The sequence below is a fragment of the Cypionkella sp. genome, assembly GCF_036782355.1.
Lineage (GTDB): Bacteria > Pseudomonadota > Alphaproteobacteria > Rhodobacterales > Rhodobacteraceae > Cypionkella.
In genome coordinates this window covers 62853-89700 of the sequence record NZ_DAIPZF010000004.1, presented here as the reverse complement: position 1 = coordinate 89700, position 26848 = coordinate 62853, and the positions used below count along the sequence as shown (strand labels likewise).

Genomic DNA, 26848 nt, shown 5'->3' with positions numbered 1-26848 from the left:
TTCCCGTAAGCTGCGCGCAATCTGTCAGGGGGATCGCGATGCCACATTATGAATTCAAAGTTGTTCCAGCGCCGCGGCGCGGTGAAAAGGCGCGTGGCGTCAAAACCACCGAAGACCGCTTTGCGCTGGCGCTTACCACTTTGATGAATGATCTGGGCCGCGATGGCTGGGACTATCTGCGCGCCGACAGCTTTCCGGTCGACGAACGCGCAGGCTTTACCGGCACCAAAACCACGCAGCATCTGCTCCTGGTGTTTCGCCGCGTCATCGAGGCAGCAGCGCCAGCGCCAGCAGCCCCAGCCGCGCCAGCAGCCCCAGCCCCTGCTCGCGCGTCGCTGATGGCCGATGCCGTAACGCCGACGCTGACCCGCAAACTGGGGGCGGCAGAGCCTGCTGACACCGGCACAGCCCCCGCAGTTGGCGGTGCGAAGCCCGAGTGATCAGCCCGCCGCCTCGCGCAGCGCCAAGGGCAGGGCGGCTTCAAAAGCCGCAAGTGCGGTCTCATCGCCCAAACTGACCCGCAAACAGCGGTCCAGCGGTGCCACCCCCGGCATGCGCACGAAAATGCCGCGCTCTGTCAAAGCCCGCAGCGTGGCACGGGCAAAATCGCCATCGCGTCCCAGATCAATGCTGACGAAATTAGTGGCCGAGGCCAAAGGCCGCAAACCATTGTCACGCGCGATGCCGTTGACCCGCAAACGCGCCGCCTCCACAAGGCCGCGCACCCGCGCAAGATGCGCCTGATCCTGCAGCGCCGCCAAAGCCCCGGCCTGCGCCAGTCGCCCCAAGCCAAAGTGATTGCGCACCTTGTCAAAACTGCGGGCTAAACTGGCATTGGTGATCGCATAGCCCACCCGCAAGCCCGCCAAACCATGCGCCTTGGAAAAGGTACGAAAGCGGATCAGGTTCGGCGTCTCGGGGTCAATCTGCGGTGCCGTGCCTTCGGGGGCAAATTCGATATAGGCCTCATCCAGCAGCATCAGCGTGGTGGCGGGCAGCTGCGCCAACAGATCGCTGATCACAGCCGCAGGGTGATGACTGCCCATCGGATTGTCAGGATTGGCGATATACAAAAGCTTGGCGTGGCTACGCAACGCCAGATCCAACAGCGCCTGCGGGTCCTCAAAATCGTCGCGATAGGGCGCTGTCTGCAATTGGCCGCCAAAGCCTGCGACATGGAAATTAAATGTCGGATAGGCCCCGCGCGAGGTGACCACCGCATCGCCCTCGGCCACCATCAGCCGCACCAGATAGCCCAAAAGCCCGTCGATACCCTCGCCCACCACGATGTTCTGCGGCCTGCAACCGTGATGCGCCGCAAGCGCCGCCTTCAGATCGTGGATCTCGGGATCGCCATACATCCAAGCCTCAGATGCAGCCGCAGCCATCGCCGCAATTGCCCGCGGCGAAGGCCCAAACAGGCTCTCATTCGCGCCCAATCGCGCCAAAAATCCCCTGCCTTGCAGCCGTTCCGTGGTTTCTGGCCCCACAAAAGGCACGGTCGAGGGCAAAGAGGCTGCAAGCGTGGTGAGGCAGGGTGTTTTCATCCCATGATTTGGGCCGAAACACGCCGCACGATCAAGCGAAATTTCAACCCAAGCCTTGCACAAAAAAAAGGGGGCTGTCTGCCCCTCGAGGCTTCGCCTCTCCCCCCGAGGATATTTCGACCAAGATGAAAGCGCTTTCATCTTGGCTTAAATATCCCCGCCGGAGGCTTCTGCGGCAAAAGCCCGCGCGCGATCAGCCGATTTCAGCCAAACGGTTCAGCGCCGCTTGCAGTTTGCTGGCCTCGTCTTCGCGGGCCTCTAGGTTGGCGCGGGCTTCCTCGACCACCTCTTCGGGTGCTGAGACCGCAAAGTTGGGGTTGTTCAACCGCCCCTTCAGCCCACCGATTTCTTTGCCAAGCTTCTCCATCGCCTTGGTCAGGCGGGATTTTTCTTCGGCAATATCAATTAGTCCGGCCAGCGGGATGGCAAAGGCCGCACCTTCCAGCGCCAGCGCGATCGAGCCTTTGGGCGATGTGCCTTCGGTTAGAGTCTCGACCCTTGCAAGGCGTTTGATCAGCGATTCGTTGCGATCCCATGCGATGCGGGCGGCGGCAGACAATTCAGTTGCCACCAGATCGCATTTCAGCCCAACGGGCACATGCACCTGTGCGCGTGCCGAACGGATCTCGTCGATCAGCTTGATCGCCCAATTCATCTCGAGATCCGCCTCGGCGTCGACAAGGTTTAGGCTGTGATTTGGCCAATCGGTATGGACCAGCAATTTGGCGCGTGTGCCGGTGGTGGCCCAAAGCTCTTCGGTGATGAAGGGCATCATCGGGTGCAGTAAGATCATCGACTGATCGAGCACCCAAGCCATGGTGGCACGGGTCTCTGCAGCATCTGCGCCATCAAACAGCGGTTTGGCAAATTCGACATACCAATCGCAGACCTTGCCCCAGACGAATTTGTAAAGCGCATCTGCCGCGGTATCAAAGCGGTAGTCGCTCAGGGCTGCGTCAACCTCGGCAAGGGTTTTGGCGGTCTCGCCGATGATCCATTTGTTCGCCGTAGCCGTTGCCTCGGGCGGCGCGCTTTGCGTCGCATGGCCTTCCCAAACGCCATTCATCTCGGCAAAGCGGCAGGCGTTCCACAGCTTGGTGCCAAAGTTGCGGTAGCCCGCGATCCGCTGGGTATCGAGCTTAAGCGTCCCGCCAAGGCTTGCCATCGCCGCATTGGCAAAGCGCAGCGCATCCGCGCCGAATTCGTCAATGATCTCAAGCGGATCAATGACATTACCCAAGGATTTCGACATCTTCTTGCCCTTGGCGTCGCGCACCAGCCCGTGCAGATAGACCGTCTTGAACGGCACCTGATCCACCACTGCCAGCTGCATCATCATCATGCGGGCGACCCAGAAAAAGATGATATCGGCGCCGGTGATCAGCGTCGAGGTGGGGAAATAGCGCGCCAATTCATCGGTTTGCTCGGGCCAGCCCAAGGTGCCAATCGGCCAGAGCCCCGAGGAGAACCAGGTGTCAAGAACGTCCGGGTCGCGGGTCAGCGGCTGGCCCTTGGCCAAAGCCTGCGCCTCTGCCTCGGTGGCCGCACAATAATGATTGCCGTCGGCATCATACCAAACAGGGATCTGATGCCCCCACCACAGCTGGCGCGAGATGCACCAAGGCTCGATATTCTCCAGCCAATGGAAATAGGTCTTCTCGCCCGACTCTGGCATGATCTTGGTCGCGCCCGAACGCACGGCCTCCAGCGCAGGCTCGACGATCTTGGCGGTGTCCACAAACCACTGATCGGTCAGCATCGGCTCGATCACCACCTTTGATCGGTCGCCAAACGGCTGCATGATCTTTTTCGCCTCGACAAAAGGCTCGCGGGTTAGATGCTCGGAGCCGGTCTCGGGGTCGATCTCACTCATCAGCGTCGAGACGCAAAGCCCCAGCGCGTTGATATCGGCGATTACCGCCTTGCGGGCCTCAAAGCGGTCGAGCCCGCGATATTTCTCGGGCACCAGGTTCAGGCTGTCGACCTCGGCCTCGCTGGTGGCAGCCCCTGCCGCGATCTCGCGCGCGCGGGCAACACAATCGGCATAGGGCGCGCCATCGCTGCGCATCTGCGCGCGGGTGTCCATCAAACGGTAGCAGGGCAGAGTGTTGCGCTTGGCCACCTGATAGTCGTTGAAATCATGCGCGCCGGTGATCTTCACCGCCCCCGAACCAAAGGTCGGATCAGGATATTCATCGGCAATGATCGGGATCAAGCGATCACAAAGCGGCAGATGCACCATCTTGCCGATAATCGCCTTATAGCGCGCATCAGACGGATGCACCGCAACCGCGCCATCGCCCAGCATGGTCTCGGGCCGGGTGGTGGCAATCGAGATATAATCGCGCTTTTCGCGCAAGATCACCGCGCCGTCTTCGTCTTTCTCAATGTATTCATAGGTCTCACCATTCGCGAGCCGGTATTTGAAATGCCACATATGACCGGCCACTTCGACATTCTCGACCTCAAGATCGGAAATGGCGGTTTCAAAATGCGGGTCCCAATTGACCAAACGCTTGCCGCGATAGATCAGCCCCTTGGTGTACATATCCACAAAAACCTTGACCACCGCGTCTGGGAAATTGCCCGACATGGTGAAAGCCTCGCGGTCCCAATCACAAGAGGCCCCAAGCCGCTGCAACTGGTTGATGATGGTGCCGCCCGATTGCGCCTTCCACTGCCAAACCTTGTCCAGAAAAGCCTCGCGGCCCATCTCGCGGCGCGAAGGCGCTTTGGCCTTGGCCAATTCACGCTCGACCACCATCTGCGTCGCAATGCCGGCGTGATCGGTGCCAACCTGCCACAGCACATCATGCCCGCGCATCCGGTGCCAGCGGATCAAAATATCCTGCAGCGTGTTGTTAAAGGCATGCCCCATATGCAAAGACCCGGTGACATTCGGCGGCGGGATCATGATCGAAAACGCCTCGGCCCCCGCCCGCGCATTCGCCCCCGCACGCCCCACCTTTTGATCAATCCATTGCGCCGAAATCCGGGCTTCGGCTTCGGCAGCGTTAAAGGTCTTTTCCATCGGCATCGCGGGCTTCCTTGCAACTGTTGGCTTGCAATACCCAATTGCCGTCAAAAGGCCAAGCGCGACTTCCCTTTCATCTTGGCAAAAATATCCCCGCCGGAGGCGCAGCTTTCAGCCCGCGCGGCGCGTGCCGGATCAAACCGCCCGGTCCAGCCGCGTCGACAGATGGATCAGGCTTTCGCTCGATTTCACCCCCGTCAGCCCGCCGATCTGATCCAGCACCCCGTCCAGCACCTGCGTATCCGCCGCTGCAATCTGCAACAACAGATCAAACCGCCCCGAGGTGGTAAACACCCGCTCGACCTCGGCCACCGCCTTCAGCCGGCTCAGGATCCCCGCTTGCGACCGCGGCTCGATGGTCAACAAAACCGAGGCCCGCAGCCGGCCTTGCCGCGCGGCCTCGCCCAGTTTCAGCGTATAGCCCGCGATCACGCCGCTGGTCTCCAACCGCTCCAGCCGTGCCTGAATGGTCGAGCGCGCCACCTTCAAACGCCGCGCCAAAGTCGCCACAGACATGCGTGCATCCGCCCCCAGCAGTGCCAAGATGTTGCGATCCAGCTCATCCATACAAAATGTATCCTTTTTTGGTTATTATAACGAAGAATTCCGGCATTTATATAGTTTTGTTCGGTGAAATTGTAGCCCATATGCGGCATCCTAAGTTGCAGGAAAAGGGCGGCTCATACGCACCTGGCCTGGTTGGAAAAACCATGCAGGTGCCGAGCCCCCAAAAGGCAGCGGAGGGACTTGCATCTTGTTGGCAGAAAGGATCACGCCGATGGGACTGTCCAAGACAATCTGGACCAATCCGACCGAGTATTTGCGCACACAGCAGCCGGAGAATCCGGTGCTGTTTTTCGCACCGCAAGCGGTGCAGGCCTTGGCGCGCACATTCCTGAACGGGTTTCCGGGTTTGGTGACCTATGCGGTCAAATCGAATCCTTCGGAAGAAGTGATCGAAAACCTGATCGCGGCAGGGGTCAAAGGCTTTGACTGCGCCTCGCCCTTCGAGATTGACCTGATCCGGCGCTTGGCGCCCGATGCGGCAATCCATTACCATAACCCCGTGCGCTCGCGCACAGAAATCGCCTTTGCGGTCAAACATGCGGTCAAAAGCTATTCTGTTGATTCCAAAACAGAATTGGCAAAGCTGATCGAAATGGTGCCGTCCGAGGCTTGCGAGATTTCGGTGCGCTTCAAGCTGCCGGTTGCGGGGGCTGCCTATAACTTTGGGGCGAAATTTGGCGCCACGGCAGAAGATGCGGTGGACTTGCTGCGCACGGTGGCCGCTGCGGGCTATATCCCCTCGATCACCTTCCATCCGGGCACGCAATGCACCGATCCTGCTGCTTGGGCGTCTTATATCCGCGAAGCTGCGGTGATTGCGCAAAAAGCGGGCGTCAAGATCGCGCGTCTGAACGTCGGCGGCGGCTTTCCCAACCACCGCGCGGTTGGGGTGATGCCACAGTTGCAAGCCACCTTTGACATCATCGACGCGGTCACGGCCGAGGCCTTTGGCGACGCGCGCCCGGCGCTTGTCTGCGAACCCGGTCGCGGCATGTGCGGCGATGCCTTCACGCTGGCCTCGCGCGTAAAAGCCGTGCGCGATGACATGCATGTGTTTTTGAACGACGGGCTTTACGGCGCGCTGTTCGAGATGGGCCAGATCGGCATCATCGACCGCATCGACGTGATCTCGGCCGAAGGCGTGCCGCGCCATGGTGAAAGCCTGCCGCGGATCTGCTTTGGCCCAACCTGCGATTCGGTCGACCGCTTGCCCGGCGATGTGCCTTTCCCCTCTGACATCGCCGAGGGGGATTTCGTGATCTGGCATGGCATGGGTGCCTATTCCACAGTCACCAACAGCCGCTTTAACGGCTTTGGCGAGCTGAGCATGGTGACGGTGCTGACCCAAACGGTTTAATTTCGCCGAAACAAAAACTTCATGCGCCCTTGGCTGGACAAAACCAGCCAAGGGCGTAGTTATTTTGACATGGCGATCTTGGAGGGTGGCATGTCGAAATTTGGCGCAGCGCAGGGTGTGGGGCGGCTGGAAGATATCCGGCTGCTGACGGGCGAGGGGCGCTATGTCGATGATATCACCCCCAAAACAGCCCTTCACGGCTATTTCCTACGCGCGCAGATGGCGCATGCGGGCATCACCGCGCTGGATCTGGCGGCGGCGCGCGCGGCTGATGGCGTGCATCTGGTGCTTGCGGCGGCCGATCTAGAGGCGATGGGCGTGATCTTGGGCATGACCGGCGCGCAGGTGCGCACGCGTCAGGGCGGCAAGGGCGCTGGCCCCGAACGCCCGGTGCTGGCGCGCGATGCGGTGCGCTATGCCGGCGAGGCGGTGGCCTTGGTGGTGGCCGATAGCCTGAGCCAAGCGCGCGACGCGGCAGAGCTGATCGGGCTTGATGTCGAAGAGCGCCCGGTGATCACCGCTTTGGTGCCCGGCGGCGAGGCCATTCATCCGCAAGCCCCCGGCAATCTGGCCTTTGACTACAGCCTTGGCGACGAGGCGGCGGTGGCGGCTGCCTTGGAGGGCTCGGCACATCGGGTGGCTTTGGATGTGGTGCACAACCGCATTATCGTGGCCTCGATGGAGCCGCGCGGCTGTTTTGCCGAATGGCAGGACGGGCGGCTGCATCTGGCGGTGAACGGGCAGGGCGTCTGGGTGCAAAAGGCCGAGCTTGCGCGGCAATTGCGGCTGGACCCTGCGGCGGTGCGGGTGACCAACCCCGATGTCGGCGGCGGCTTTGGCATGAAGGGCATGGCCTATCCCGAATATATCGTCATCGCGGCAGCGGCGCGGGCCTTGGGGCGGCCGGTGCGCTGGATGTCGGACCGATCCGAAGCGATGCTGACCGATAACGCTGGCCGTGATTTGCTGGCGCGGGCAGAGCTTGGCTTTGACGCCGATCTGAAAATCACCGGCCTGCGGGTGCATATCGTCTCGAACCTTGGCGCCTATAACTCGCAATTCGCGCAGATGATCCAGACCGAGCTTTATTCCAAGGTGCTGACCGGCATCTATGACATCAAAACCGCCCATATGGGCGTGCTGGGGGTCTATACCAACACCACGCCGGTTGATGCCTATCGCGGCGCGGGGCGGCCCGAGGCGAATTTGACCATCGAGCGGGTGATGGATCACGCCGCCCGCGTGCTGGGCGTGGACGGCTTTGATCTGCGGATGCGCAATGTGATCAAGGACTTCCCCTATCCGCTGTTGTCGGGCGCGCAGGTCGATTGCGGCGATTTCGCCAATGTGCTGGCGGTTGCGCGCGCGCGGGGCGATGTGGCGGGCTATCCCGAACGCAAGGCCGCCAGCGCGGCGCGCGGCAAGCTGCGCGGGCTGGGGGTGGCAAGCTACCTCGAGGCGATCTTGGGCTCGCCGGTTGAAACCGCGCGGGTGGTGTTGCAGCCTGACGGCGGCGCGACGCTTTATGTCGGCACCCAGTCCAACGGGCAGGGCCACGAGACGGTTTACGCCCGCATGCTGTCCGAGCAAACCGGCATTGATGTCGCATTGATCCGCATTGTGCAGGGCGACAGCGATGCCATTCCAACCGGTGGCGGCACGGGGGGCTCGCGCTCGGTCACGGTGCAGGGCACGGCGACAAAGGCGGCCGTGGGCGCGCTTGTGGCTGGCATGATCGACTTTTTGCAAAGCGATGTCGGGGTGAAAGAGGTCAGTTTTGACGGCACAGCGTTTTCGGCCCCCAATTCCAACATGAGCCTAACCATGGCCGAGGCTGCGGAATGGGCGCGCGAAAAGGGGCGCGACGATCTGCTGGATGTCGCCCAGACCATTAAACTGCAAGCCGGATCCTATCCCAACGGCTGCCATCTGGTCGAGGTCGAGATTGACCCAGAAACCGGCGCGATGGTGATGGACCGCTACACGGTTGTGGATGATTTCGGCACGCTGATCTCGCCCGAATTGGTAGCAGGGCAGGTGCATGGCGGCATTGCCCAAGGCTTTGGCCAAGCGGTGATGGAGCTGGCGGTCTATGACGATCAGGGCCAGCCTTTGACCGGCAGCTTTATGGATTACGCCCTGCCACGCGCGACCGATCTGCCCTATTTCGACATTCACCACGCCCCCACGATCACCCAGACCAACCCCTTAGGCATGAAGGGCTGCGGCGAGGCGGGCACCGTCGGCTCTTGTGGCGCGATTTCCAACGCGGTGCTGGATGCGCTGGCGCCGCGCGGCGTGACATCGGTGGATATGCCCTTCACGCCCTCGCGGATCTGGGCGTGGTTGCAGGAGGCACAGGCTGTCTCTGCTTAACCGTCTTCGCGCGTGGTGGCGCGGCAAAGCCCGCGCCCAAACCGCCCCTGCCGCACCGCCTGAACCGGGGCGGGCGCGCGGCGCTGTGGATCATATCATCATTCTGGATGGCACGCTCTCGACCCTGACGCCGGGCCAAGAAGGCAATTGTGGCCTGCTTTACAAGCTGTTGATCGAAGACGGCCAGAAAACCCATCGCACGGTATACTACGAGCAGGGGCTGCAATGGCAGGGCTGGAAACAGGTGATGGCGATTGTCGAGGGGCGCGGGCTGAACCGGCAGATCCGCCGCGCCTACGGCTGGCTTGCCAGCCACTACCGCGAGGGCGACCGGATTTTCCTGTTTGGCTATTCGCGCGGCGCTTATGCGGTGCGCAGTCTGGCCGGCGTGATCGACCGTGTTGGCCTGCTGCGGCGCGAACATGCCACCGAACGCGGCGTGCAGCTGGCCTATCGCCACTATCAAAACGGCCCCGATACGGTGGCCGCCGCCGCCTTTGCCCGCCGCTTTTGTCACGCCAAACCCAGGATCGAGATGATCGGGGTTTGGGATACGGTCAAATCGCTGGGCCTGCCGCTGTTTGGCTTTGGCACGGTGCGCAAACATGCCTTTCACAGCCATCACTTGGGCAAAAGCATCCGCCATGGCTTTCAGGCTCTGGCGATCCACGAGACGCGGGCGGTGTTTGAACCGGTGCTTTGGGACAGCGCCGAGACGGGGGCGCGCCATGTGCAACAGATGTGGTTTCGCGGCGCGCATGGCGATATTGGCGGCATGATCGGCGATGACGCCGCCGCCCGACCTTTGGCCAATATCCCCTTGGTTTGGATGCTGGATCAGGCGCAGGGCTTGGGGCTTGATCTGCCCGAAAATTGGCACGCGCGCTTTCCTTGTGATCCGGCTGCGCCCATGGTGGGCACGCTGCGCGGCTGGGGCGCGCTGTTCTTGCTTCGGCGCAAACGGCGGATGCTGCGCGACCGATCCGAGGCGGTGCATCCAAGCGCGCAGCAGGCACGCGTGGCAGGCGGTTGGCTTTCGGCTTTGACAAAAAGGGGATGACAGATGCGTAAGGTGACTGTGGCTGCGACGCAATTTGCCTGCAGTTGGGATTTGGCCGCCAATGCCGATAAGGCCGAGGCTTTGCTGCGGCGCGCGGCGGCGGACGGCGCGCAAGTTGTTCTGATCCAAGAGCTTTTTGCCACGCCCTATTTCTGCATCGAACAGCATCCGCAGTATTTTGATCTGGCCCAGCCGATGGCAGATCACCCGCTGATTACCCGTTTTGCCGCCCTTGCGCGCGCACTGGGCGTGGTTGTGCCGCTGTCGTTTTTTGAACGCGCAGGTCAGGCGCATTTCAATTCGGTGGCGATGATTGATGCCGATGGGCGGGTCTTGGGCTGCTATCGCAAGACCCATATTCCACAGGGTCCGGGCTATGAAGAGAAATACTACTTCTCGCCCGGCGACAGTGGCTACCGGGTTTGGGACACCGCCTTTGGCCGCATCGGCGTCGGGATTTGCTGGGATCAATGGTTTCCCGAATGCGCCCGCGCCATGGCGCTGATGGGGGCCGAGATTTTGCTTTATCCCACCGCCATCGGCTCGGAACCTCCCGCACCCGACTATGACAGCCAGCCGCATTGGCAGATCTGCATGCGCGGCCATGCGGCGGCCAATATCCTGCCGGTGGTGGCCGCAAACCGCATCGGGCGCGAGACGGCCCCTGATGGCCGCGAGGTGACGTTTTACGGATCAAGCTTTATCGCCGATCATCAGGGCGGCGTTGTTGCCGAACTGGGGCGCGCCGAAGAAGGCGTGGTGCAGGCGCAATTCGATCTGGCAGCGATTGCCGATTTGCGCCGCAGTTGGGGCCTGTTTCGCGACCGCCGCCCGGAAACCTATGGTGCGCTGGCCGGGCTTGACGGGTCTAAAGCACTTGGCTGAAGGCCCAGACCAGCCCAAGCAAAATTGGCTGATGAATCAGATAGATCGGCAGGCTGTGGCGCCCCGCCCATGTTGACCAAGCGGGCAAAGTGATCTGCGACAGCCCGCGCCAAAGCCCAAGGCTGGTGCCGAATTGCCCCAGACTGATGCCCGCCAAAACCGCGCCAAACCATGGAAAAATCGGTTCAAAATCAAGCGTATAACTGGGCAGGGTGGAAAGGCCGATAAAGCGCAGCACCGCGGCGTCAAAGGCGGGTGAGGGCAGCAGATAGGCCCCCGCCACAACCGCCGCCGCCAGCAGTGCGGTGACAGCACTGGGCAGGCGCAGCACCACCAGCCCCATTAGGCTGTAAAGCGCAATGGCATGCAGGATGCCGAAATAGATGTAATATTCGGGCATCGCGACCCGCGTCGCCAAGGTGACAAGCGCCGCTGCTGCCGCGATTTTGCCAAAACGCCGCCAGAAGGCAGGCCAGCGGATCTCAGCCCCATGCGACAGGTAAAGCGCAATCCCCGTCAGCACCAAAAAGCAGCCGGCAACAAGGCGCGCGTGATAGTAAAACATGGCGCTAGAGGCATATTCGGGTGCAATCAGGCCAAACATCACCAGATCAAAGCTAAAATGGAAGCTGGCCATGCCCAGCAGGGCAAGGCTGCGGATCAGGTCAAGCAGATCAATACGGCTTTGCTGCACGGCTGGCCTTTTGCGCAGGGATCGACCCGCGCGAGATGAAAACGGCGGCCCTTTCGAGCCGCCGTAAAAGTTTAGCGCTTGGTGACGTCCGTATAATCGCGATGCGTCTCGCCGACATAAAGCTGACGCGGACGACCGATCTTTTGGTTCTTTTCGGCGATCATCTCTTTCCACTGCGAGATCCAGCCGACAGTGCGCGAAATCGCGAAAATCGGCGTGAACATCGAGGTCGGGAAGCCCATCGCATCCAGAATGATGCCCGAGTAGAAATCGACGTTTGGATAAAGCTTTTTCGAGACGAAATAATCGTCTTCCAAAGCGATCCGCTCCAGCTCTTTGGCGACTTGCAGGGTTGGGTTGTTGTGGATGCCCAAAAGCTCCAGCACCTCGTCTGCCGATTCTTTCATCACTTTGGCGCGCGGGTCAAAGTTTTTATAGACGCGGTGGCCAAAGCCCATCAGGCGGAAGCCCGAGTTTTTGTCTTTGGCCTTGGCGATATATTCCGGAATCCGGTCAACGGTGCCAATTTCACGCAGCATTTCAAGGCAGGCTTGGTTTGCGCCGCCATGGGCAGGGCCCCAAAGGCAAGCAATGCCGGCCGCAATACAAGCAAAGGGATTCGCACCCGAAGAGCCCGCCAGACGCACGGTCGAGGTCGAGGCGTTTTGCTCGTGATCGGCATGCAGCAGCATGATCCGGTCCATCGCCTTGGACAGGATCGGGTTCACCTCGTAATCTTCGGCCGGAACCGCAAAGCACATATTCAGGAAGTTGCCCGCGAACGACAGGGAATTCTTTGGATAAACAAAGGGTTGTCCAGCCGAATATTTATAGGCCATCGCGGCAATCGTTGGCAGCTTGGCGATCATGCGGATGGCTGCAACCTCGCGCTGCCATTCGTCGTTGATATCCAGACTGTCGTGATAAAACGCCGACATCGCGCCGACGACGCCGACCATTGTCGCCATCGGATGCGCATCGCGGCGGAAACCGCGGAAGAAGTTGTGCATCTGTTCGTGCACCATGGTGTGGCGCGTCACACGATGCTCGAAATCCTGCAACTGGCTGGCGTTTGGCAGCTCACCATAAAGCAGCAGATAGCAAACCTCGATAAAGCTGGACTCTTCGGCCAATTGTTCGATCGGATAGCCGCGATACAGCAACTCGCCCTTGTCGCCGTCGATGAAGGTGATCGCGCTTTCGCAGGCGGCTGTAGAGGTGAAGCCCGGATCAAAGGTGAAGACATCCGCTTGGGCATAAAGCTTGCGGATATCAAGCACATCAGGACCAAGCGTCGGCGACATCACCGGCAGGTCATAGGTTTTTCCATCAAGGCTCAGCGTCGCGGTTTTGGTCGTGTCGGCCATCTAACATCCCCAGTATGGTGCGCTGCGCCGCCAAATGCGGGCAGGGTCGTTTCCGGATTGGCGAAAGTCGCAGCTTACACAGTTGCGTCGTTCAGCCGTGTGATCGTCTCAGTCTGACCGATGACAAGCATCATGTCATACACGCTTGGCGTCGTGCTGCGCCCTGCCAGTGCTGCGCGGAGCGGGGCGGCCAGTTTGCCAAAGCCAATTCCGTTTTCTGCAGCTGCATTGGTTAGGATCGTCTCCAATTCCGCCTTTGTCCAGCTAGCATTTTGCAACTGCGGCGTCAATGAATTCAGTATACCACGGGATACCGAATCAAGCGACTTTGCCGATGCCTCATCGGCAGAAATGGGGCGCGAAACCAGCATAAAGTGAGCTTTTTCAAGCAGTTCATGAAAGGTTTTCGCACGATCTTTGACACAGTAAAGCCCGCGCGCCATTAGGTCTTTCTGTGTCTCTGTCAGAGCTGGCAGGCCCGCCGCTTGCATAAATGCGATCAATTCATGCAGCAGTGCAGCATCCGGCATCGCTGCCATATGATGGCCGCAGGTGTTTTCCAGCTTTTTGAAATCAAGCCGCGCAGGCGCACGCCCGATTCCCGCCAGATCAAACATCGCAAGCGCTTCGGTGGTGCTGAAAATCTCGGCATCGCCATGTGCCCAACCCAGACGGGTCAGGTAGTTACGCATACCCGCAGCCGGATAGCCCATGGCCTGATATTCTTCGACGCCCGTCGCGCCATGGCGTTTGGACAATTTCTTGCCATCTGGGCCGTGGATCAGCGGAATATGTGCCCAAACCGGAACTTCCCAGCCCATGGCATCATAAATCATCTGCTGGCGCGCGGCATTGTTCAGGTGATCATCCCCCCGAATGACATGAGTGACGCCCATGTCATGATCATCGACCACAACCGCGAGCATATAGGTCGGTGTACCATCAGAGCGTAAACAAATCATATCATCCAAAGTGTCATTCTGGATGGTGACGCTGCCTTGCACTTCGTCTTTTATGAAACTTTGACCGATTTGCGGCGCCTTCATCCGAATGACATAGGGCAGATCGGGGTGATCTTCGGCTGCTACATCGCGCCAAGGGCTGCGGAACACCGCATAGCTTGCGCTCGAGGCTTCGCGGAACGCAGCGATTTCTTCTTGGCTGGAAAAGCACTTATAGGCGGTGCCGCGGCGCAGCATCTCGTGGGCGACCTCGGCATGGCGATCGCGGCGCTCAAACTGGCTGATCGGCTCGCCGTCCCAATCCAGACCCAGCCAAGTCAGGCCGCGCAAAATGGCGGCCGTGGCCTCTGGGGTGGACCGCTCGCGGTCAGTGTCTTCGATTCGCAGCAGGAATTTGCCGCCCCGTCCGCGCGCGTAAAGCCAGTTAAACAGCGCTGTACGGCCACCGCCAATATGAAGATAGCCCGTGGGCGAGGGCGCAAAGCGGGTGACGACTGGACGGGACATTGACGTTAACCTTTCGGAAACCATGACAGAGATAGTCTGGGCGCAGCTTTAGGCAAATGCGGAGGGCAAAACAAGGTGCGGGGGCCATTGGCCATCTTGGATGCGCTGGAGGCTGCGCGGGGGCAGCTGTTTGTCTGGGTTCCGGTCTTTATCGCGATCGGCATCGCGCTGTGGTTTGCGCTGCCGTTCGAGCCCGCGCTGCTGCTTTATCTGGCGGTTGCGGGGCTTGGGATTTGTGCAGCACTGGTGCCGCTGGGGGCGTTGCGGCCTTTGGCGATGGCCTTGGCCTGTGTCGCCTTGGGCTTCGGTGCGGCGGGACTGCGGGCGCATCAGGTGGCCGCACCGATGCTAGATTTTCGCTATTATGGGCCGGTGCAGGGCCGGATTGTCGAGATCGACCGTTCGCAATCAGACGCGCTGCGTCTGACGCTTGACCGCGTTGTCCTGTCAGATGTGGCACCGGCGCGCACGCCGCTACGGGTTCGGGTTTCCCTGCATGATCAGGAGTTTAGCGCAACTCCGGGGCAGGTGATCTTGCTGACCGGGTTTCTGTCGGCGCCCGATGGCCCTGCCGAGCCGGGGGGATTTGATTTTCGCCGCATGGCGTTTTTCCGCCAGTTGGGGGCGGTTGGCTATAGCCGCGCGCCGGTGCTGCTTTGGTCGGAGCCCGAGGACGGCACGCAGCTGATTGACCGGCTGCGCAGCTTTCTGGCCGCAAAAATGATGGCGGCGGTCCCTTCCGAGGCGGGTGCTTTTGCGACAGGGGCGATGACGGGGGATCGCTCGGGCATTGGCCTCTCGACCGTGCAGGCGCTGCGCGACAGCAATCTTGCGCATTTGCTGGCGATTTCGGGGATGAATATGGCGTTTCTGACCGGATTTGTCTTTATGCTGCTGCGCTATGGCGTGGCTTTGCTGCCCGCTTTGGCACTGCGGGTGAATTCGAAAAAGCTGGCGGCAGGGGTGGCTTTGGGCGTGGCGTTTTTCTATCTGCTGCTGTCGGGCGCGAATGTGGCGACCGAGCGGGCGTTCTTGATGGTCTGCGTCATGTTGGGGGCTATTTTGTTGGATAGGCGGGCGCTGACGATGCGGTCAGTGGCGCTTTCGGCGGTCATCTTGCTGCTGCACGAACCCGAGGCTTTGGGCGAGCCGGGGTTTCAGTTGTCTTTCGCCGCAACGATTGTGCTGATTGCGGGCTTTGCGGCGCTGGATCGCGCGATTTTGCGTGAAAAGCTGCCACGCTGGCTTGTTCCGGTGTTCACGATGGTGCTGACCTCGGTTCTGGCGGGGGCGGCGACGGCGCCGTTTGCGGCGGCGACCTTTAACCGCTTTACCGATTATGGCCTGCTCGCCAATGTTTTGACCGCGCCGTCGATGTCGGTGCTGATGGCGGCGGGGGCGATGGCGGCGCTTCTGGCGCCTTTGGGTGTGGCGGGGCCTGCGCTTTGGGTAATGGAGCTGGCCGCGCGCTGGATTTTGTTTGTGGCGCATTGGGTTGCGGGGTTGCAGGGGGCCGTCACACCGATCATCCAGCCGCAAGATTGGGTGATGCCGGTGATTGCGCTGGCAGGGATTTGGCTGTTGGTCTGGCGCGGCATTTGGCGTTGGCTGGCGGTTTTGCCGCTGGTTCTGGCCTTTGGCGGCTGGAGCTTGGCGGCGCGACCGCAACTGCTTATCGCTTCAGATGGTGGGCTGGTGGGGCTGATGGGCGGGCAGGGGCGTGCGCTGTCGGTTGCCAAGGGCGGCGGCTTTGTCGCGCAAAACTGGCTACAGGGCGATGGCGATTTGGCTGATCAGCAGAGCGCTGCGGCGCGGCAGGGGTTTGACGGCCCACCCAGCGCGCGCCGCTTTCAGATTGCAGGCTGGCGCGGTATTGCGCTGCGAGGTAAGACGGCAGCGGCTTTGATGCAAAGTGCCTGCGCCGAGGCTGATCTGGTGATCTTACCCGCAGCTGCCCCGCCGCCTGCTGCGCCACCGCAAGGCTGCGTTTTAATCGGGCGCAAGATGCTTGATGCCACCGGCGCGCTGGCCTTGACGCTGCACCCAGACTATCTGCAGATTACCCCATCCCGCTTTGGCGCGCGGATCTGGATGTCGCCACGGCCCGCGCTGCGCGATCTGCGCATCGCCAAACCGCAGCGATCAATAGCTGCGAATGAGCCCGACTAAGCGGCCCTGCACCTTGACCATATGATCTGGGATCATGCGGGTCTCATAGGCTGGGTTCGCAGCCTCCAGCGCGATCATATTGCCCCTGCGGCGAAAGCGTTTCAGCGTTGCTTCGGCGTCTTCGACCAGGGCGACGACAATCTCGCCATTTTCGGCCGTGCTTTGTTCGCGGATGATCACGATATCGCCGTCGTTAATGCCAGCGTCGATCATCGAATCGCCTTTGACTTCAAGCGCATAGTGTTGCCCATTGGCCGAGAGCATCGAGCCGGGCACCGCGACATGATGCGAAACATGGCTAATCGCTTCGATCGGCACACCGGCGGCGATGCGGCCCATCACCGGCAGTTCGGTGGCATAGACCGCTTCAATCGGGATTGCAGCGGCGGGGGGCGATACCTTATCGCCCTGAATAACCTTGGGCGTAAAGCCCGCGCGTTCCATCGATTCGGGCAGTTTGACGATTTCCAACGCCCGAGCGCGGTGAGCAAGTCGGCGGATAAAGCCGCGTTCTTCCAAGGCGGTGATCAGCCGGTGGATGCCGGATTTCGAGCGCAGATCCAGCGCGTCTTTCATCTCGTCAAACGAGGGGGGCACGCCGTCAATGTCCATCCGCGTCTTGATGAAATCCAGAAGTTCCAACTGCTTTCGCGTCAACATGGCGGGCCCCCGTGGCGGTTGTTGTCGCTATGTTCTGCCCGTGTTCTTGCTTTGTGTCAACTGTTTTGCGAATTTCGCCTCAAATCGCGATATAATCCACCAGACTGCCCGCAGGCAGAGCCGGGCTGTCGGGCGGCAGGATGATCAGCGCATCGGCTTGGGTCAAAATCGTCAGCAAAGCGCTGTCTTGGCGTTCAAAGGCGGTAACGGTGGGCGTGCCATTGGGCGTAGAGATCCGCGCGCGCATGTAATGGCTGCGCGGGCCATTGGCGGGCAGATCGCGGCCCAATGTGGCGCGCAGGGTTTGCGGCGCGGGGTCGGGCAGACCCAGCATCGCCTTCAGCATCGGCACCATAAACAGATGGCCGCAGACGATGGCCGAAACCGGATTGCCCGGCAGGCCCAGCATCGGAATGCCCAGCACCCTGCCCGCCATCAGCGGCTTGCCCGGACGCATGGCAATTTTCCAAAACGCCCGCTCAAGCCCAAGATCGGCGGCGACTTTTCCGACCAGATCATGGTCGCCAACCGAAGCACCGCCAACGGTGACGATCAGATCCGCACCTTCGCTCAGCGCAAAGACCGCGCGCAGGCTGGCTTCGGTGTCGCGCGCGATCGGCAGCATCCGCGCCTCGCCGCCCGCGGCCTCGACCATGGCGGCAAGTGCGAAGGTGTTTGAGGCAATAATCTGATCCGGGCCGGGGTCTTCGCCCGGCATCACCAATTCATCGCCCGAAGCGATCAGCGCCACGATGGGACGCCTGCGCACCTGCACCTTGGCCACATTCATCGCAGCCAGCAGGGCAAGGTCATTGGGCCGCAAAAGCCTGGGCTGCAAGCTGTCACCAAGGGCGAAATCTTGGCCTTTCGGGCGGATATTGTCGCCCGCCCGCGCGGCTGCGTTCAGGGTGATCTGATCGCCTGTTGCGCTGATGTCTTCTTGAATAGCAATCGTCACAGCCCCTTGTGGCAAGGGCGCGCCGGTAAAGATGCGGGTGGCCTGTTTGGCGGTCAGCGCGCCTGCAAAGCCGTGGCCCGCGCCCGCCTCGCCGATCACGGTAAAGCTGTCGCCAATCGCGGCCTCGGCCCCCAAGGCATAGCCATCCATCGCCGAGGCCGCAAAGGGCGGCTGGGTCAGTTTTGCCACCGCAGGCGTTGCCATCACACGGCCATTTGCGGCGCGCAGCGGCAGGGTTTCAAGCCCAAGCGGGGCGGCCAAGGCAAGGCAGCGCGCCAGCGCTTCGGCAACCGAGATCATGGCGCGGCCTCAAAGCGACCAGATTTGCCGCCGTCTTTCAGGGTCACATGAATGGCCTCGATCACCATGGATTTCTCGACCGCCTTGACCATGTCAAAGATCGTCAGACAAGCAACCGAGACGGCAGTCAGCGCCTCCATCTCGACGCCAGTTTGCCCGCCGGTCTTGACGGTGGCCGCAACGCGAATGCCGGGCAGGCTGGGATCGGGGGTCAGATCAAGCGTTACCTTGGTGATCGGCAGCGGATGGCACAGCGGGATCAGATCGGCGGTTTTCTTGGCCGCCATGATGCCCGCAAGCCGCGCAACCCCCAAAACATCGCCCTTTTTCGCGCGGCCTTCGGTGATCAGCGCCAAAGTTTCGGCCCCCATGCGCACAGCGCCCACCGCGGTTGCGATCCGCGCGGTCACCGGTTTGTCCGAGACATCGACCATATGCGCATGGCCCTGATCGTCGAAATGCGTCAGGCTCATGCCCGCCCCCCTGCGGTCAGCGGATTGGCCAAAATCGCGCGGGTGGCTGCGGCGACATCGTCTTGGCGCATCAAAGCCTCGCCAATCAGGAAGCAGCGCGCGCCATAGGCGGCGATATCGGCCAGATCGGCAGGGGTGAACAGGCCCGATTCCGAGACGATCAGCCGGTCTTCGGGCACATGGCGGGCAAGCGCGCGGGTGGTATCCAGCGTCACCTCAAAGCTGTGCAGATTGCGGTTGTTGATCCCCATCAGCGGCGATTTCAGCGCACAGGCGCGGTCCAATTCGGCGCGGTCATGCACTTCGATCAGCACATCCATCCCCAGCTCGACGGCGGCCGCTTCCAGTTCGGCGGCTTGGGCATCGGACAAAGACGCCATGATGATCAAGATGCAATCGGCATGCAGCGCGCGGGCCTCGACCACCTGATAGGTGTCATAAAGGAAATCTTTGCGCAGGCAGGGCAGTTTGGTGGCGCCATGTGCTGCGGTCAAAAAGCTGTCGTCGCCTTGGAACGAGGGCGCATCGGTCAGCACCGAAAGGCAGGTCGCGCCACCTGTCTGATAGGCCCGCGCCAGATCGGCAGGGTGAAAGTCTGCACGGATCAAGCCTTTGGAGGGGCTGGCCTTTTTGATCTCGGCGATCAAGCCATAGCCTGCGGCGGCGGCTTCGGACAAGGCCTTGGCAAAGCCGCGCGGGGCGGGGGCATGGGCTGCGGCCTCGGCCAGATCAGACAGGCTGCGCGCGGCTTTGCGGGCGGCGATTTCTTCCAGCTTATAGGCTTTGATGCGGTCTAGGATCGTGGGCATAGCGGCAGCCTTCTTAAAGGTGGGTCAGACGGGCAAGCGCCTCGATTTTCGCCTTGGCAGCGCCGGAATCCAAGGAATGCGCCGCAATTTCAACGCCTTCGCGCAGGCTGGTGGCATGGTCTGCGACCAAAAGCGCCGCCGCCGAATTCAGCAAAACCGCATCGCGAAACGCGCCCTTGGCCCCGCCCAGAAGCGCGCGAAACGCCACGGCGTTTTCGGCAGGCGTGCCGCCCATGATGGCGCTGAAGGGATGCGCGGGCAGGCCTGCGTCTTCGGGATGGATCTGAAATTCGCGGATCGCGCCGGCTTCAAGCGCTGCAACATCGGTCGGCTCTGCGATCGAGATTTCATCCGTGCCGTCACCCCCATGCACAAGCCAGGCTTTTTCTGACCCCAGCAGCTGCAAGATCTCGGCCATAGGCCGGATCAGGGCTGGCGAAAACGCGCCGGTCAGCTGGCGTTTCACGCCTGCGGGATTGGTCAGCGGGCCAAGGATGTTAAAGATCGTGCGGGTGCCAAGTTCGGCGCGCACCGGCATGACATGGCGGGTGGCCGGATGGTGCATCGGCGCCATCATAAAGCCGATGCCCGCCTCGGCCAGACAGCGTTCAACCACCGCAGGGCCGACCATGACGTTCAGGCCCATCTCGGTCAGCGCATCGGCAGCGCCTGATTTTGACGACAGATTGCGGTTGCCGTGTTTGGCGACCACCACCCCGGCACCGGCCACCACAAAGGCGGTCGCGGTCGAGATATTCAGCGTGCCCTTGCCATCGCCACCGGTGCCGACGATGTCCATCGCGCCTTCGGGCGCGCGCACGGGGTTGCATTTGGCGCGCATCACGCTGGCGGCTGCGGCGTATTCGTCCACCGTCTCGCCACGCGTGCGCAGCGCCATCAAAAAGCCGCCCATTTGCGCCGGTGTCGCAGCCCCCTCAAACAGCGCCGAAAACGCCGCCTCTGCCTCGGAGCGGGTCAGCGCGCGGGTGGCGGCAATGCCGATCAGCGGGCGTAGAATGTCGCTCATGCCGCCACCTTTGCCCGCGCGGCCTCAAGAAAGTTGCGCAACAACTGGTGGCCATGTTCCGAGGCAATGGATTCGGGGTGAAACTGCACGCCTTCGATCAGTTTTTCGCGGTGGCGCAGGCCCATGATGGTGCCGTCTTCCAGCCAAGCGGTGACCTCAAGACACTCGGGCAGGCTGTCTTTTTCCACCACCAAAGAATGATAGCGGGTGGCGGCAAAGGGCGAGGGCAGGTCGCGGAACATGCCCTGGCCCTTGTGGTGCATCATGCCCATTTTGCCGTGCACAATCTCGTGGCAACGAATGACACGGCCGCCAAAAGCCTCGCCAATGGTTTGATGCCCCAGACAAACGCCCAGCAAGGGCACATCAGCCGCCGCCGCCGCGCGTGTCAGCGGCACGCAGATGCCCGCCTGTGCCGGATCACAAGGCCCCGGCGACAGCACGATCAGCTCGGGGCGCAGCGCCAGCGCGTCTTGCACTGACATCGCGTCGTTGCGCACCACCTTAACATCGGCCCCCAACTCGCCCAGATAATGCACAAGATTGTAGGTAAAGCTGTCGTAGTTATCGATCAAAAGCAGCATGGCGGGCACAACCGTTTGTTTTGTTTCGCTTCTTTGTCTGAAGGTCCGCTGGTTGCCTGCTGTTTGGCAAGAAACCCCTGCAACCCTGCGCGACTGGTCGAAGCTTTCATCCGACTTATCGCCGATCCGACCTGCGGTGTAAACCTAGCGCTGCGGGCAGACTTGCGGCAAGACGTGCAGGCGCGGTGACAAGGCGCGCGGGCTGGGCTAGGCTTTGCGGGCAACTACTGGAAGAGGCCGATGGCGATTACCCTTAAGGATGTGGCGGCGCGGGCAGGGGTGTCGCATGCGGCCGCCTCGCGCAGCTTTACCCCGGGGGCTTCGGTTTCGGCCAAGACCCGCGCCAAGGTCGAACAAGCCGCCGCCGCCTTGGGCTATAGCCCGAATATGCTGGCGCGCAGCCTGACCACGCGCAAGACGCAGCTGGTGGGGCTGGTGTCGAACAACTTTCAAAATCCGGTGTTTTTGCAGATTTTTGATCTGTTCACCCGCGCGCTGCAAGAACAGGGTCTGCGCCCGCTGTTGGTGAACCTGTCAGATGAAACCGACCCCGAGCGCTGTTTGCAGATGCTGCGACAATATTCGGTGGATGGGGTGATCGTGGCCTCGTCGCATCTGCCGCAGGGCTTTGCGCGGGCGTTCCAACAGGCGGGCATCGCGGTGGTGCATGCCTTTGGCCGCGCGGCTGCGGTGCCGGATGTTTCGGTCGCAGCGATTGACAATGTGGCCGCGGGGCGGATGGCGGCGCAGGCGCTGATCGCGCGCGGCTATGCCCGCATCGGATTTCTGGGCGGGCCAGAGCAGGCCTCGACCACCCAAGACCGCATGGCGGGGTTTTTGGCCGAGGCCAAGCACTGCGGCGCGCATGCCAGTGTCAGCTTTGCCGCCGCCTATAGCTTTGAGGCAGGGCGGGCCGAGATGGCGCGGCTTTTGGCGCACTCCCCCTGCGAGGCGTATTTTCTGGGCGATGATGTGCTGGCACTGGGCGCGCTTGCCGCCGCCCAAGCGGCAGCGGTGCGGGTGCCGCAGGATCTGGGCATTCTTGGGCTGAACGATATGGCGATGGCGGCTTGGGCCAATGTCAACCTTTCGACCATCCATCAGCCGTTCGAGGCGATTGTGCGCGGCGCGGTCGATCTGCTGATTGCGCGCTTTGCGAACCCCGAGGCTGCCCCCGAGGTTCGGATTTATCCCTGCCACCTTGTCAGCCGGGCGACGCTGCGCGGCTAGCGAAACAGTCCCGGCCGGGCATCAACCCAAGTGCCTTGCCCCGCAGCCGAAGCCACCGCCGAATGGATCGCGGCAATCGAGCGCAACCCATCCTCGGCCGTCGGAAACAGCGCGGCGGCAGGGTCTGGCGTGCGGCCTGCCTGTAGCGCCAGAATGGTTTCGCCCAGATCGCGGTAGATATTGCCAAAGGCCAGTGGCATGCCCTCGGCATGGCCGACGGTGACGCGGCTGGCGCGGTCGGCTTCGGGCGAAAGATTGCCCTCGCCGCGCTCGATCACCTGCAAGCGCTGGCCCAGCGGCATGTAGAAAAGCTGGTTCGGCTGCTCTTGCGACCAGCGCAGCCCGCCGGTTTCGCCAAAGACCTGAATCGTCAGACCGTGCTGCCGCCCGATCGCGACAGACGAGGTCCAAAGCCGCCCGACGGTGCCGCCGCTCATGCGGAAATTCACCATGGCGTCGTCTTCCAGCACCCGCGCCGGCAGGCACGAGGCGAAGTCCGCCGAAAGCGTGCTGACCTCTTGGCCGGTGACAAAGCTGGCCATATGCAGCGCATGGATGCCGCAATCGGCAAATTGCGCCGAAACCCCCGCCTGTGCCGGATCATAGCGCCAGCGCACGCGCGGATTGTCCATATCGGCGGCATTGGCGTGGTGGCCATGGGCAAATTCCGCCACCACCAGCCGCACGCCGCCAATATCGCCGCGCGCCACCATGGCCCGCATGTGGCGCACCAGCGCATAGCCGGTGTAGCCGTAATTCACCGCACAAATCCGCCCCGCCTTGCGCGCGGTCAGCACCAGATCTTCGGCCTCGGCCTCGGTTACGGTCATCGGCTTTTCGCACAGCACGTTAAAACCCGCCTGCAAGAACGCCTTGGAAATCTCGTAATGGGTGGCGTTTGGCGTCGCCACCGTGACCAGATCAACCCGGTCGGCGCGGCTGCTTTCGCCTGCCAGCATCTCGCGCCAATCGCCATAGGCGCGCTCGGGCGCAAGGCCCAGCTCTTGGCCAAAGGCGCGGCCCGCAGCGGGGTCGTGGTCCAGCGCGCCTGCGGCAAAGCTGTAAAGCCCGTCAAGGCCAGCTGCAAGCCGATGCGCTGGGCCGATCTGGCTGCCTTTGCCGCCGCCAATCATACCCCAATTCAGTTTTTTCATGCTTAGGCCCCTTTTAGAAACCGATAGAGGAAAGATAGGCGCGGTTGGCGCGGGCGTCATCTATGGGCGATGTGCCCCCCGCCGGATCGCAATCTTGTTCAACTGTGCACCATCCGGCAAAGCCCGCGTCAAGCAGCAGCTGACGAACGCTGACGAAATCCACATCGCCCTTGCCCAGATTGCAGAAAATACCCTGGCCGCAGGCGTCATAAAACCCGGTGCGATTGGCCACGGCGCGGGCTTTGACCACGGGATCAATATCTTTGAAGTGCATATAGGAGATGCGGTCGATATGGCGGCGCATAAAGCTGATCGGATCAAAGCCCGCATAGGAATGATGGCCGGTGTCAAAGCAGATTTTCAACAGATCGGGGTCGATCTCGGACAACAGCCGCTCCAGCTCGGGTTCGAAATCGACAAAGCCTGCGGCATGGGCGTGAATGCCCACGGTCAGCCCGTGGTCTGCGCCCAGTTGGGCGGCGCGGCGAATGCGGTCAACAAAGCTTTTCCATTCGGCAGGCGGCATCTGCTCGGCCTCGCTGGCGCGCCCGGCGGTGGGGGCGCGGCGCGGCGAAATGCTGTCGATCAGCACCAAATGCTGCGCGCCATGGGCGACAAGCGCGGTGCAGGTGCGCTGGGTGGCATCCCAGACATCGTCCCAAGCGGCTGGGTCGTGAAAGGGGCGAAACACCACGCCGCCGATCAGCGTCAGATCATGCTCGGCCAGCGCATCGGCCAAAATCGCGGGGTCTTCGGGCATAAAGCCAATCGGGCCAAGCTCGATCCCCTTATAGCCTGCCTGCGCGCAATCAGACAGCACCCGCCGCCATGCAGGATTGCGCGGATCGCTGGCGAATTCGACGCCCCAAGAGCAGGGGGCATTGCCGATCTTGATCATGTTTTTGCGTCCTTTACAGATCGACCCAAGCGCCAGCCTGCGCCGAGCTATGGGCGGCCGCTATGATGCGGTTCACCTCCATCCCGTCGTGAAAGCTGGGCCAAAGGCTGGTGTTGGTTTCAATGGCGCGCAGGAAATCGCGGGCCTCGATGATGATTTGGTCTTGATAGCCGGTGCCGTGGCCGGGGCCTTGGCAGAAGGGCAGGTAATCGGGATGCTCTGGCCCCATCAGGATCTTGCGAAACCCGCGCAGCGCGGGCGGGTCTTCGGCACGATAGAGCCAAAGCGCATTCTGGTCTTCTTGGTCAAAGCGGATGGCACCTTTTGTGCCTGTGATTTCATAGGCATAGCCCATTTTTCGCCCCATGGCGATGCGGCTGAACGACAGATGCCCCATCGCGCCATTGTCAAAGCGGCAGATGAATTGGCCGATGTCGTCATTCACCGCGCGGCCCTGCGTGCCGGGGCGGTTGCTGTGCACGGTGGTGATATCGGCACTCAGCCGCGCAATCGGGCCGATCAGCGCAAGGGCTGCGTTGATCATATGCGGGGCCAGATCGCCCATTGTGCCGTTTGCCGCGCCAAAGTTGCGCCAGGTTGCAGGCTTGCTGGCATCGGCGTCGAAATCTTCGGTATGTTCGCCGCGAAACCAGGTGATCTCGCCAATCTCGCCGCGCGCCACCAGATCGCGAGCAAAGCGCGAGGCTGGCGTGCGGATATAGTTAAACCCCACCATATTGACGCAGCCCGAAGCTTTCGCCGCCGCCACCATCGCAAGGCTGTCTTCATAGCTGGCCCCAAGCGGCTTTTCGCAAAACACCGGCTTGCCCAGCGCAAAGGCCGCCTCGGCAATCGCGCGGTGGGTTTCTTGCGGCGAGGCGATCACCACCGCCTGCACCTTGGGGTCAGCCACCAGCACCCGCCAATCTGCGGTGGCGCGCGCAAAGCCAAAGGCGGCGCGATAGCCCTCGGCCGAGGCGTCAGAGCTGGCGCAGATCATCTCGAGCCTTGGCCGCAGCGCTGTGTCAAACACCGCCCCCACCGCCGCCATGGCCACCGCATGGGCCTTGCCCATATAGCCGCCGCCGATAAGTCCGATGCCGATATCTTGCATAGGCTGGCTTCCTTGGTTTGTGTTTGCAACCGGTTGCAAAATAGGTAACCTAAGGCGCAAGATATGGTCAATCCGATTTCAGCACCGGCAGGAAAGGAATGCGATGCGCGCTTTGAAAACCCCTCAGTCACCGGCGGCTTTATGAGCCTGCAACGGCTTTCTGCGCGCATGGCTTTGAACAGCTTTGTGGTCTTGGGGCGGGTGGGGATGGATCTTTACGCCGACCCGCCGGGCACGCAGATCGAGGCGGCAGGCCGCTTTACGGCGGCGATTGGCGGCTCGGCGGGCAATATCGCGGTGGCCTTGGCGCGACAGGGCGCAAAGGTGGCTTTGCTGACGCGGGTGTCGCAGGATGCGGTGGGGCGGTATTGCTTGGCCGAACTGGGTCGTTACGGCGTGGCGACGGGCCATGTCGGCTTTGCAAGGGCCGAGGCCCGCACCTCGCTTGCCGTGGTCGAGACGATCGCCGAAGGCCCGCAGACGGTGCTTTACCGCAATGATGCCGCCGATTTCGCGCTGACCGAGGCGGATGTGGCGGCGGTGGATTTCAGCGCGGTTGCGGCTTTGGTTGTCACCGGCACAGCACTTGCGCGCGAGCCGTCGCGCGCGGCCAGCTTTGCGGCAATCGCGGCGGCACGGGCTGCGGGGGCGATTGTGGTGCTGGATATTGACCATCGCGCCTATTCTTGGACTTCCGATGCCCAAGCCGGCGCGCTTTACCGCGACGCCGCCGCAAGTGCCGATATCGTCATCGGCAATGACGACGAATTTGGCCTGATGGCGGGGGATTACGCTAAGGGCCAAGCGCTGGCGCAGGCTTTGACCACAGATGGCGCGCTGGTGTCGATCTATAAGCGCGGCAGCGAAGGCGCGGTCAGCTATACCGCCGAGGGCGCCTTTGAGACCGGCATTTTCAAGGTCACGGCGCAAAAGCCGATGGGCGCGGGCGATGGCTTTATGGGCGGGTTTCTGGCGGGGCTTGCGCGCGGCCATGCGCTTGAAGCGGCGGTCGCACGCGGGGCGGCCACTGCGGCGATCATTGTGGCAGGGGTGGGCTGCGCGCCTGCCTCGCCCGACACGGCGGCGCTTGACGCCTTTTTACAGTCTTATTCCTAG

23 protein-coding genes are annotated in these 26848 nt (G+C 61.8%); 8 read left to right on the top strand and 15 right to left on the bottom strand.

Features of this window, described 5'->3' with window-relative positions; genetic code table 11:
• Positions 1-38 precede the first annotated feature (38 nt).
• A complete protein-coding gene (locus V7Q10_RS02825; RefSeq protein WP_333867525.1) occupies positions 39-440 on the top strand; it encodes a DUF4177 domain-containing protein in 402 nt (133 codons plus the stop codon).
• Here V7Q10_RS02825 and V7Q10_RS02820 read toward each other — a convergent pair whose 3' ends face one another.
• From V7Q10_RS02820 to V7Q10_RS02810, 3 genes are all read right to left on the bottom strand, one after another.
• A complete protein-coding gene (locus tag V7Q10_RS02820; protein ID WP_333867524.1) occupies positions 441-1547 on the bottom strand; it encodes a pyridoxal phosphate-dependent aminotransferase in 1107 nt (368 codons plus the stop codon).
• 193 nt (positions 1548-1740) lie between these two features.
• The gene (locus V7Q10_RS02815) at positions 1741-4584 is read right to left on the bottom strand and encodes a valine--tRNA ligase (RefSeq protein ID WP_333867523.1); all 2844 of its coding nucleotides are present in this window, start codon (positions 4582-4584) and stop codon (positions 1741-1743) included.
• 132 nt (positions 4585-4716) lie between these two features.
• A complete protein-coding gene (locus tag V7Q10_RS02810; RefSeq protein ID WP_333867522.1) occupies positions 4717-5148 on the bottom strand; it encodes an Lrp/AsnC family transcriptional regulator in 432 nt (143 codons plus the stop codon).
• 211 nt (positions 5149-5359) lie between these two features.
• On the opposite strand from V7Q10_RS02810, the gene V7Q10_RS02805 reads away from it, so the two are divergent.
• From V7Q10_RS02805 to aguB, 4 genes are all read left to right on the top strand, one after another.
• Positions 5360-6505: a type III PLP-dependent enzyme gene (locus V7Q10_RS02805; protein ID WP_333867521.1), complete on the top strand. Its 1146-nt coding sequence runs from the start codon at positions 5360-5362 to the stop codon at positions 6503-6505.
• 90 nt (positions 6506-6595) lie between these two features.
• Positions 6596-8881 carry a xanthine dehydrogenase family protein molybdopterin-binding subunit gene (locus tag V7Q10_RS02800; protein ID WP_333867520.1) on the top strand — a complete coding sequence of 762 codons (2286 nt, stop codon included), beginning with the start codon at positions 6596-6598 and terminating at the stop codon, positions 8879-8881.
• An 85-nt stretch (positions 8882-8966) separates the two neighbouring features.
• On the top strand, positions 8967-9941 hold the full coding sequence (locus V7Q10_RS02795) for a DUF2235 domain-containing protein (protein WP_333867519.1): 975 nt from the start codon (positions 8967-8969) through the stop codon (positions 9939-9941).
• A 3-nt stretch (positions 9942-9944) separates the two neighbouring features.
• Positions 9945-10826 (top strand): N-carbamoylputrescine amidase, encoded by an 882-nt coding sequence (gene aguB, locus V7Q10_RS02790; protein ID WP_333867518.1) that lies wholly within the window; start codon positions 9945-9947, stop codon positions 10824-10826.
• On the opposite strand, the gene V7Q10_RS02785 is transcribed toward aguB, so the two are convergent.
• The 3 genes from V7Q10_RS02785 to gltX form a co-directional block, all read right to left on the bottom strand.
• Entirely contained in the window at positions 10810-11520 is a 711-nt protein-coding gene (locus tag V7Q10_RS02785) for a heparan-alpha-glucosaminide N-acetyltransferase (RefSeq protein ID WP_333867517.1), read from the bottom strand. The two genes, aguB and V7Q10_RS02785, sit on opposite strands and share 17 nt — an antisense overlap.
• A 71-nt stretch (positions 11521-11591) precedes the next feature.
• On the bottom strand, positions 11592-12887 hold the full coding sequence (locus V7Q10_RS02780; protein ID WP_333867516.1) for a citrate synthase: 1296 nt from the start codon (positions 12885-12887) through the stop codon (positions 11592-11594).
• A 74-nt stretch (positions 12888-12961) separates the two neighbouring features.
• Positions 12962-14356, bottom strand: a complete 1395-nt coding sequence (gltX, locus tag V7Q10_RS02775; protein ID WP_333867515.1) for a glutamate--tRNA ligase — start codon at positions 14354-14356, stop codon at positions 12962-12964.
• A gap of 87 nt (positions 14357-14443) precedes the next feature.
• Here gltX and V7Q10_RS02770 point away from each other — a divergent pair, with 87 nt between their 5' ends.
• Complete coding sequence (locus tag V7Q10_RS02770; RefSeq protein ID WP_333867514.1) at positions 14444-16525, top strand: ComEC/Rec2 family competence protein; 2082 nt, start codon at positions 14444-14446, stop codon at positions 16523-16525.
• Here the strand turns inward: V7Q10_RS02770 and lexA are convergent.
• From lexA to V7Q10_RS02740, 6 genes are all read right to left on the bottom strand, one after another.
• On the bottom strand, positions 16499-17185 hold the full coding sequence (lexA, locus tag V7Q10_RS02765; protein WP_333867513.1) for a transcriptional repressor LexA: 687 nt from the start codon (positions 17183-17185) through the stop codon (positions 16499-16501). The genes V7Q10_RS02770 and lexA overlap by 27 nt on opposite strands.
• Before the next feature lie 79 nt (positions 17186-17264).
• Entirely contained in the window at positions 17265-18443 is a 1179-nt protein-coding gene (locus V7Q10_RS02760) for a molybdopterin molybdotransferase MoeA (protein WP_333867512.1), read from the bottom strand.
• Positions 18440-18916: a cyclic pyranopterin monophosphate synthase MoaC gene (moaC, locus tag V7Q10_RS02755; RefSeq protein WP_333867511.1), complete on the bottom strand. Its 477-nt coding sequence runs from the start codon at positions 18914-18916 to the stop codon at positions 18440-18442. The genes V7Q10_RS02760 and moaC overlap by 4 nt, the downstream gene beginning before the upstream one ends.
• Complete coding sequence (gene trpC / locus V7Q10_RS02750; protein ID WP_333867510.1) at positions 18913-19725, bottom strand: indole-3-glycerol phosphate synthase TrpC; 813 nt, start codon at positions 19723-19725, stop codon at positions 18913-18915. Before trpC ends, moaC begins: the two co-directional genes overlap by 4 nt.
• Before the next feature lie 13 nt (positions 19726-19738).
• Entirely contained in the window at positions 19739-20752 is a 1014-nt protein-coding gene (trpD, locus tag V7Q10_RS02745) for an anthranilate phosphoribosyltransferase (RefSeq protein WP_333867509.1), read from the bottom strand.
• Positions 20749-21336, bottom strand: coding sequence for an aminodeoxychorismate/anthranilate synthase component II (locus tag V7Q10_RS02740; protein WP_333867508.1), 588 nt, complete (start codon positions 21334-21336; stop codon positions 20749-20751). Before V7Q10_RS02740 ends, trpD begins: the two co-directional genes overlap by 4 nt.
• A 240-nt stretch (positions 21337-21576) precedes the next feature.
• On the opposite strand from V7Q10_RS02740, the gene V7Q10_RS02735 reads away from it, so the two are divergent.
• Positions 21577-22566 (top strand): LacI family DNA-binding transcriptional regulator, encoded by a 990-nt coding sequence (locus tag V7Q10_RS02735; protein ID WP_333867507.1) that lies wholly within the window; start codon positions 21577-21579, stop codon positions 22564-22566.
• On the opposite strand, the gene V7Q10_RS02730 is transcribed toward V7Q10_RS02735, so the two are convergent.
• From V7Q10_RS02730 to V7Q10_RS02720, 3 genes are read right to left on the bottom strand one after another with little or no spacing between them, the layout of a single operon-like run.
• Positions 22563-23720, bottom strand: a complete 1158-nt coding sequence (locus tag V7Q10_RS02730; protein WP_333867506.1) for a Gfo/Idh/MocA family protein — start codon at positions 23718-23720, stop codon at positions 22563-22565. The genes V7Q10_RS02735 and V7Q10_RS02730 overlap by 4 nt on opposite strands.
• A gap of 13 nt (positions 23721-23733) precedes the next feature.
• On the bottom strand, positions 23734-24618 hold the full coding sequence (locus V7Q10_RS02725) for a TIM barrel protein (RefSeq protein ID WP_333867505.1): 885 nt from the start codon (positions 24616-24618) through the stop codon (positions 23734-23736).
• Between the two features lie 13 nt (positions 24619-24631).
• Positions 24632-25732, bottom strand: coding sequence for a Gfo/Idh/MocA family protein (locus V7Q10_RS02720; RefSeq protein WP_333867504.1), 1101 nt, complete (start codon positions 25730-25732; stop codon positions 24632-24634).
• 63 nt (positions 25733-25795) lie between these two features.
• On the opposite strand from V7Q10_RS02720, the gene iolC reads away from it, so the two are divergent.
• Positions 25796-26848, top strand: a complete 1053-nt coding sequence (iolC, locus tag V7Q10_RS02715) for a 5-dehydro-2-deoxygluconokinase (protein ID WP_333867503.1) — start codon at positions 25796-25798, stop codon at positions 26846-26848.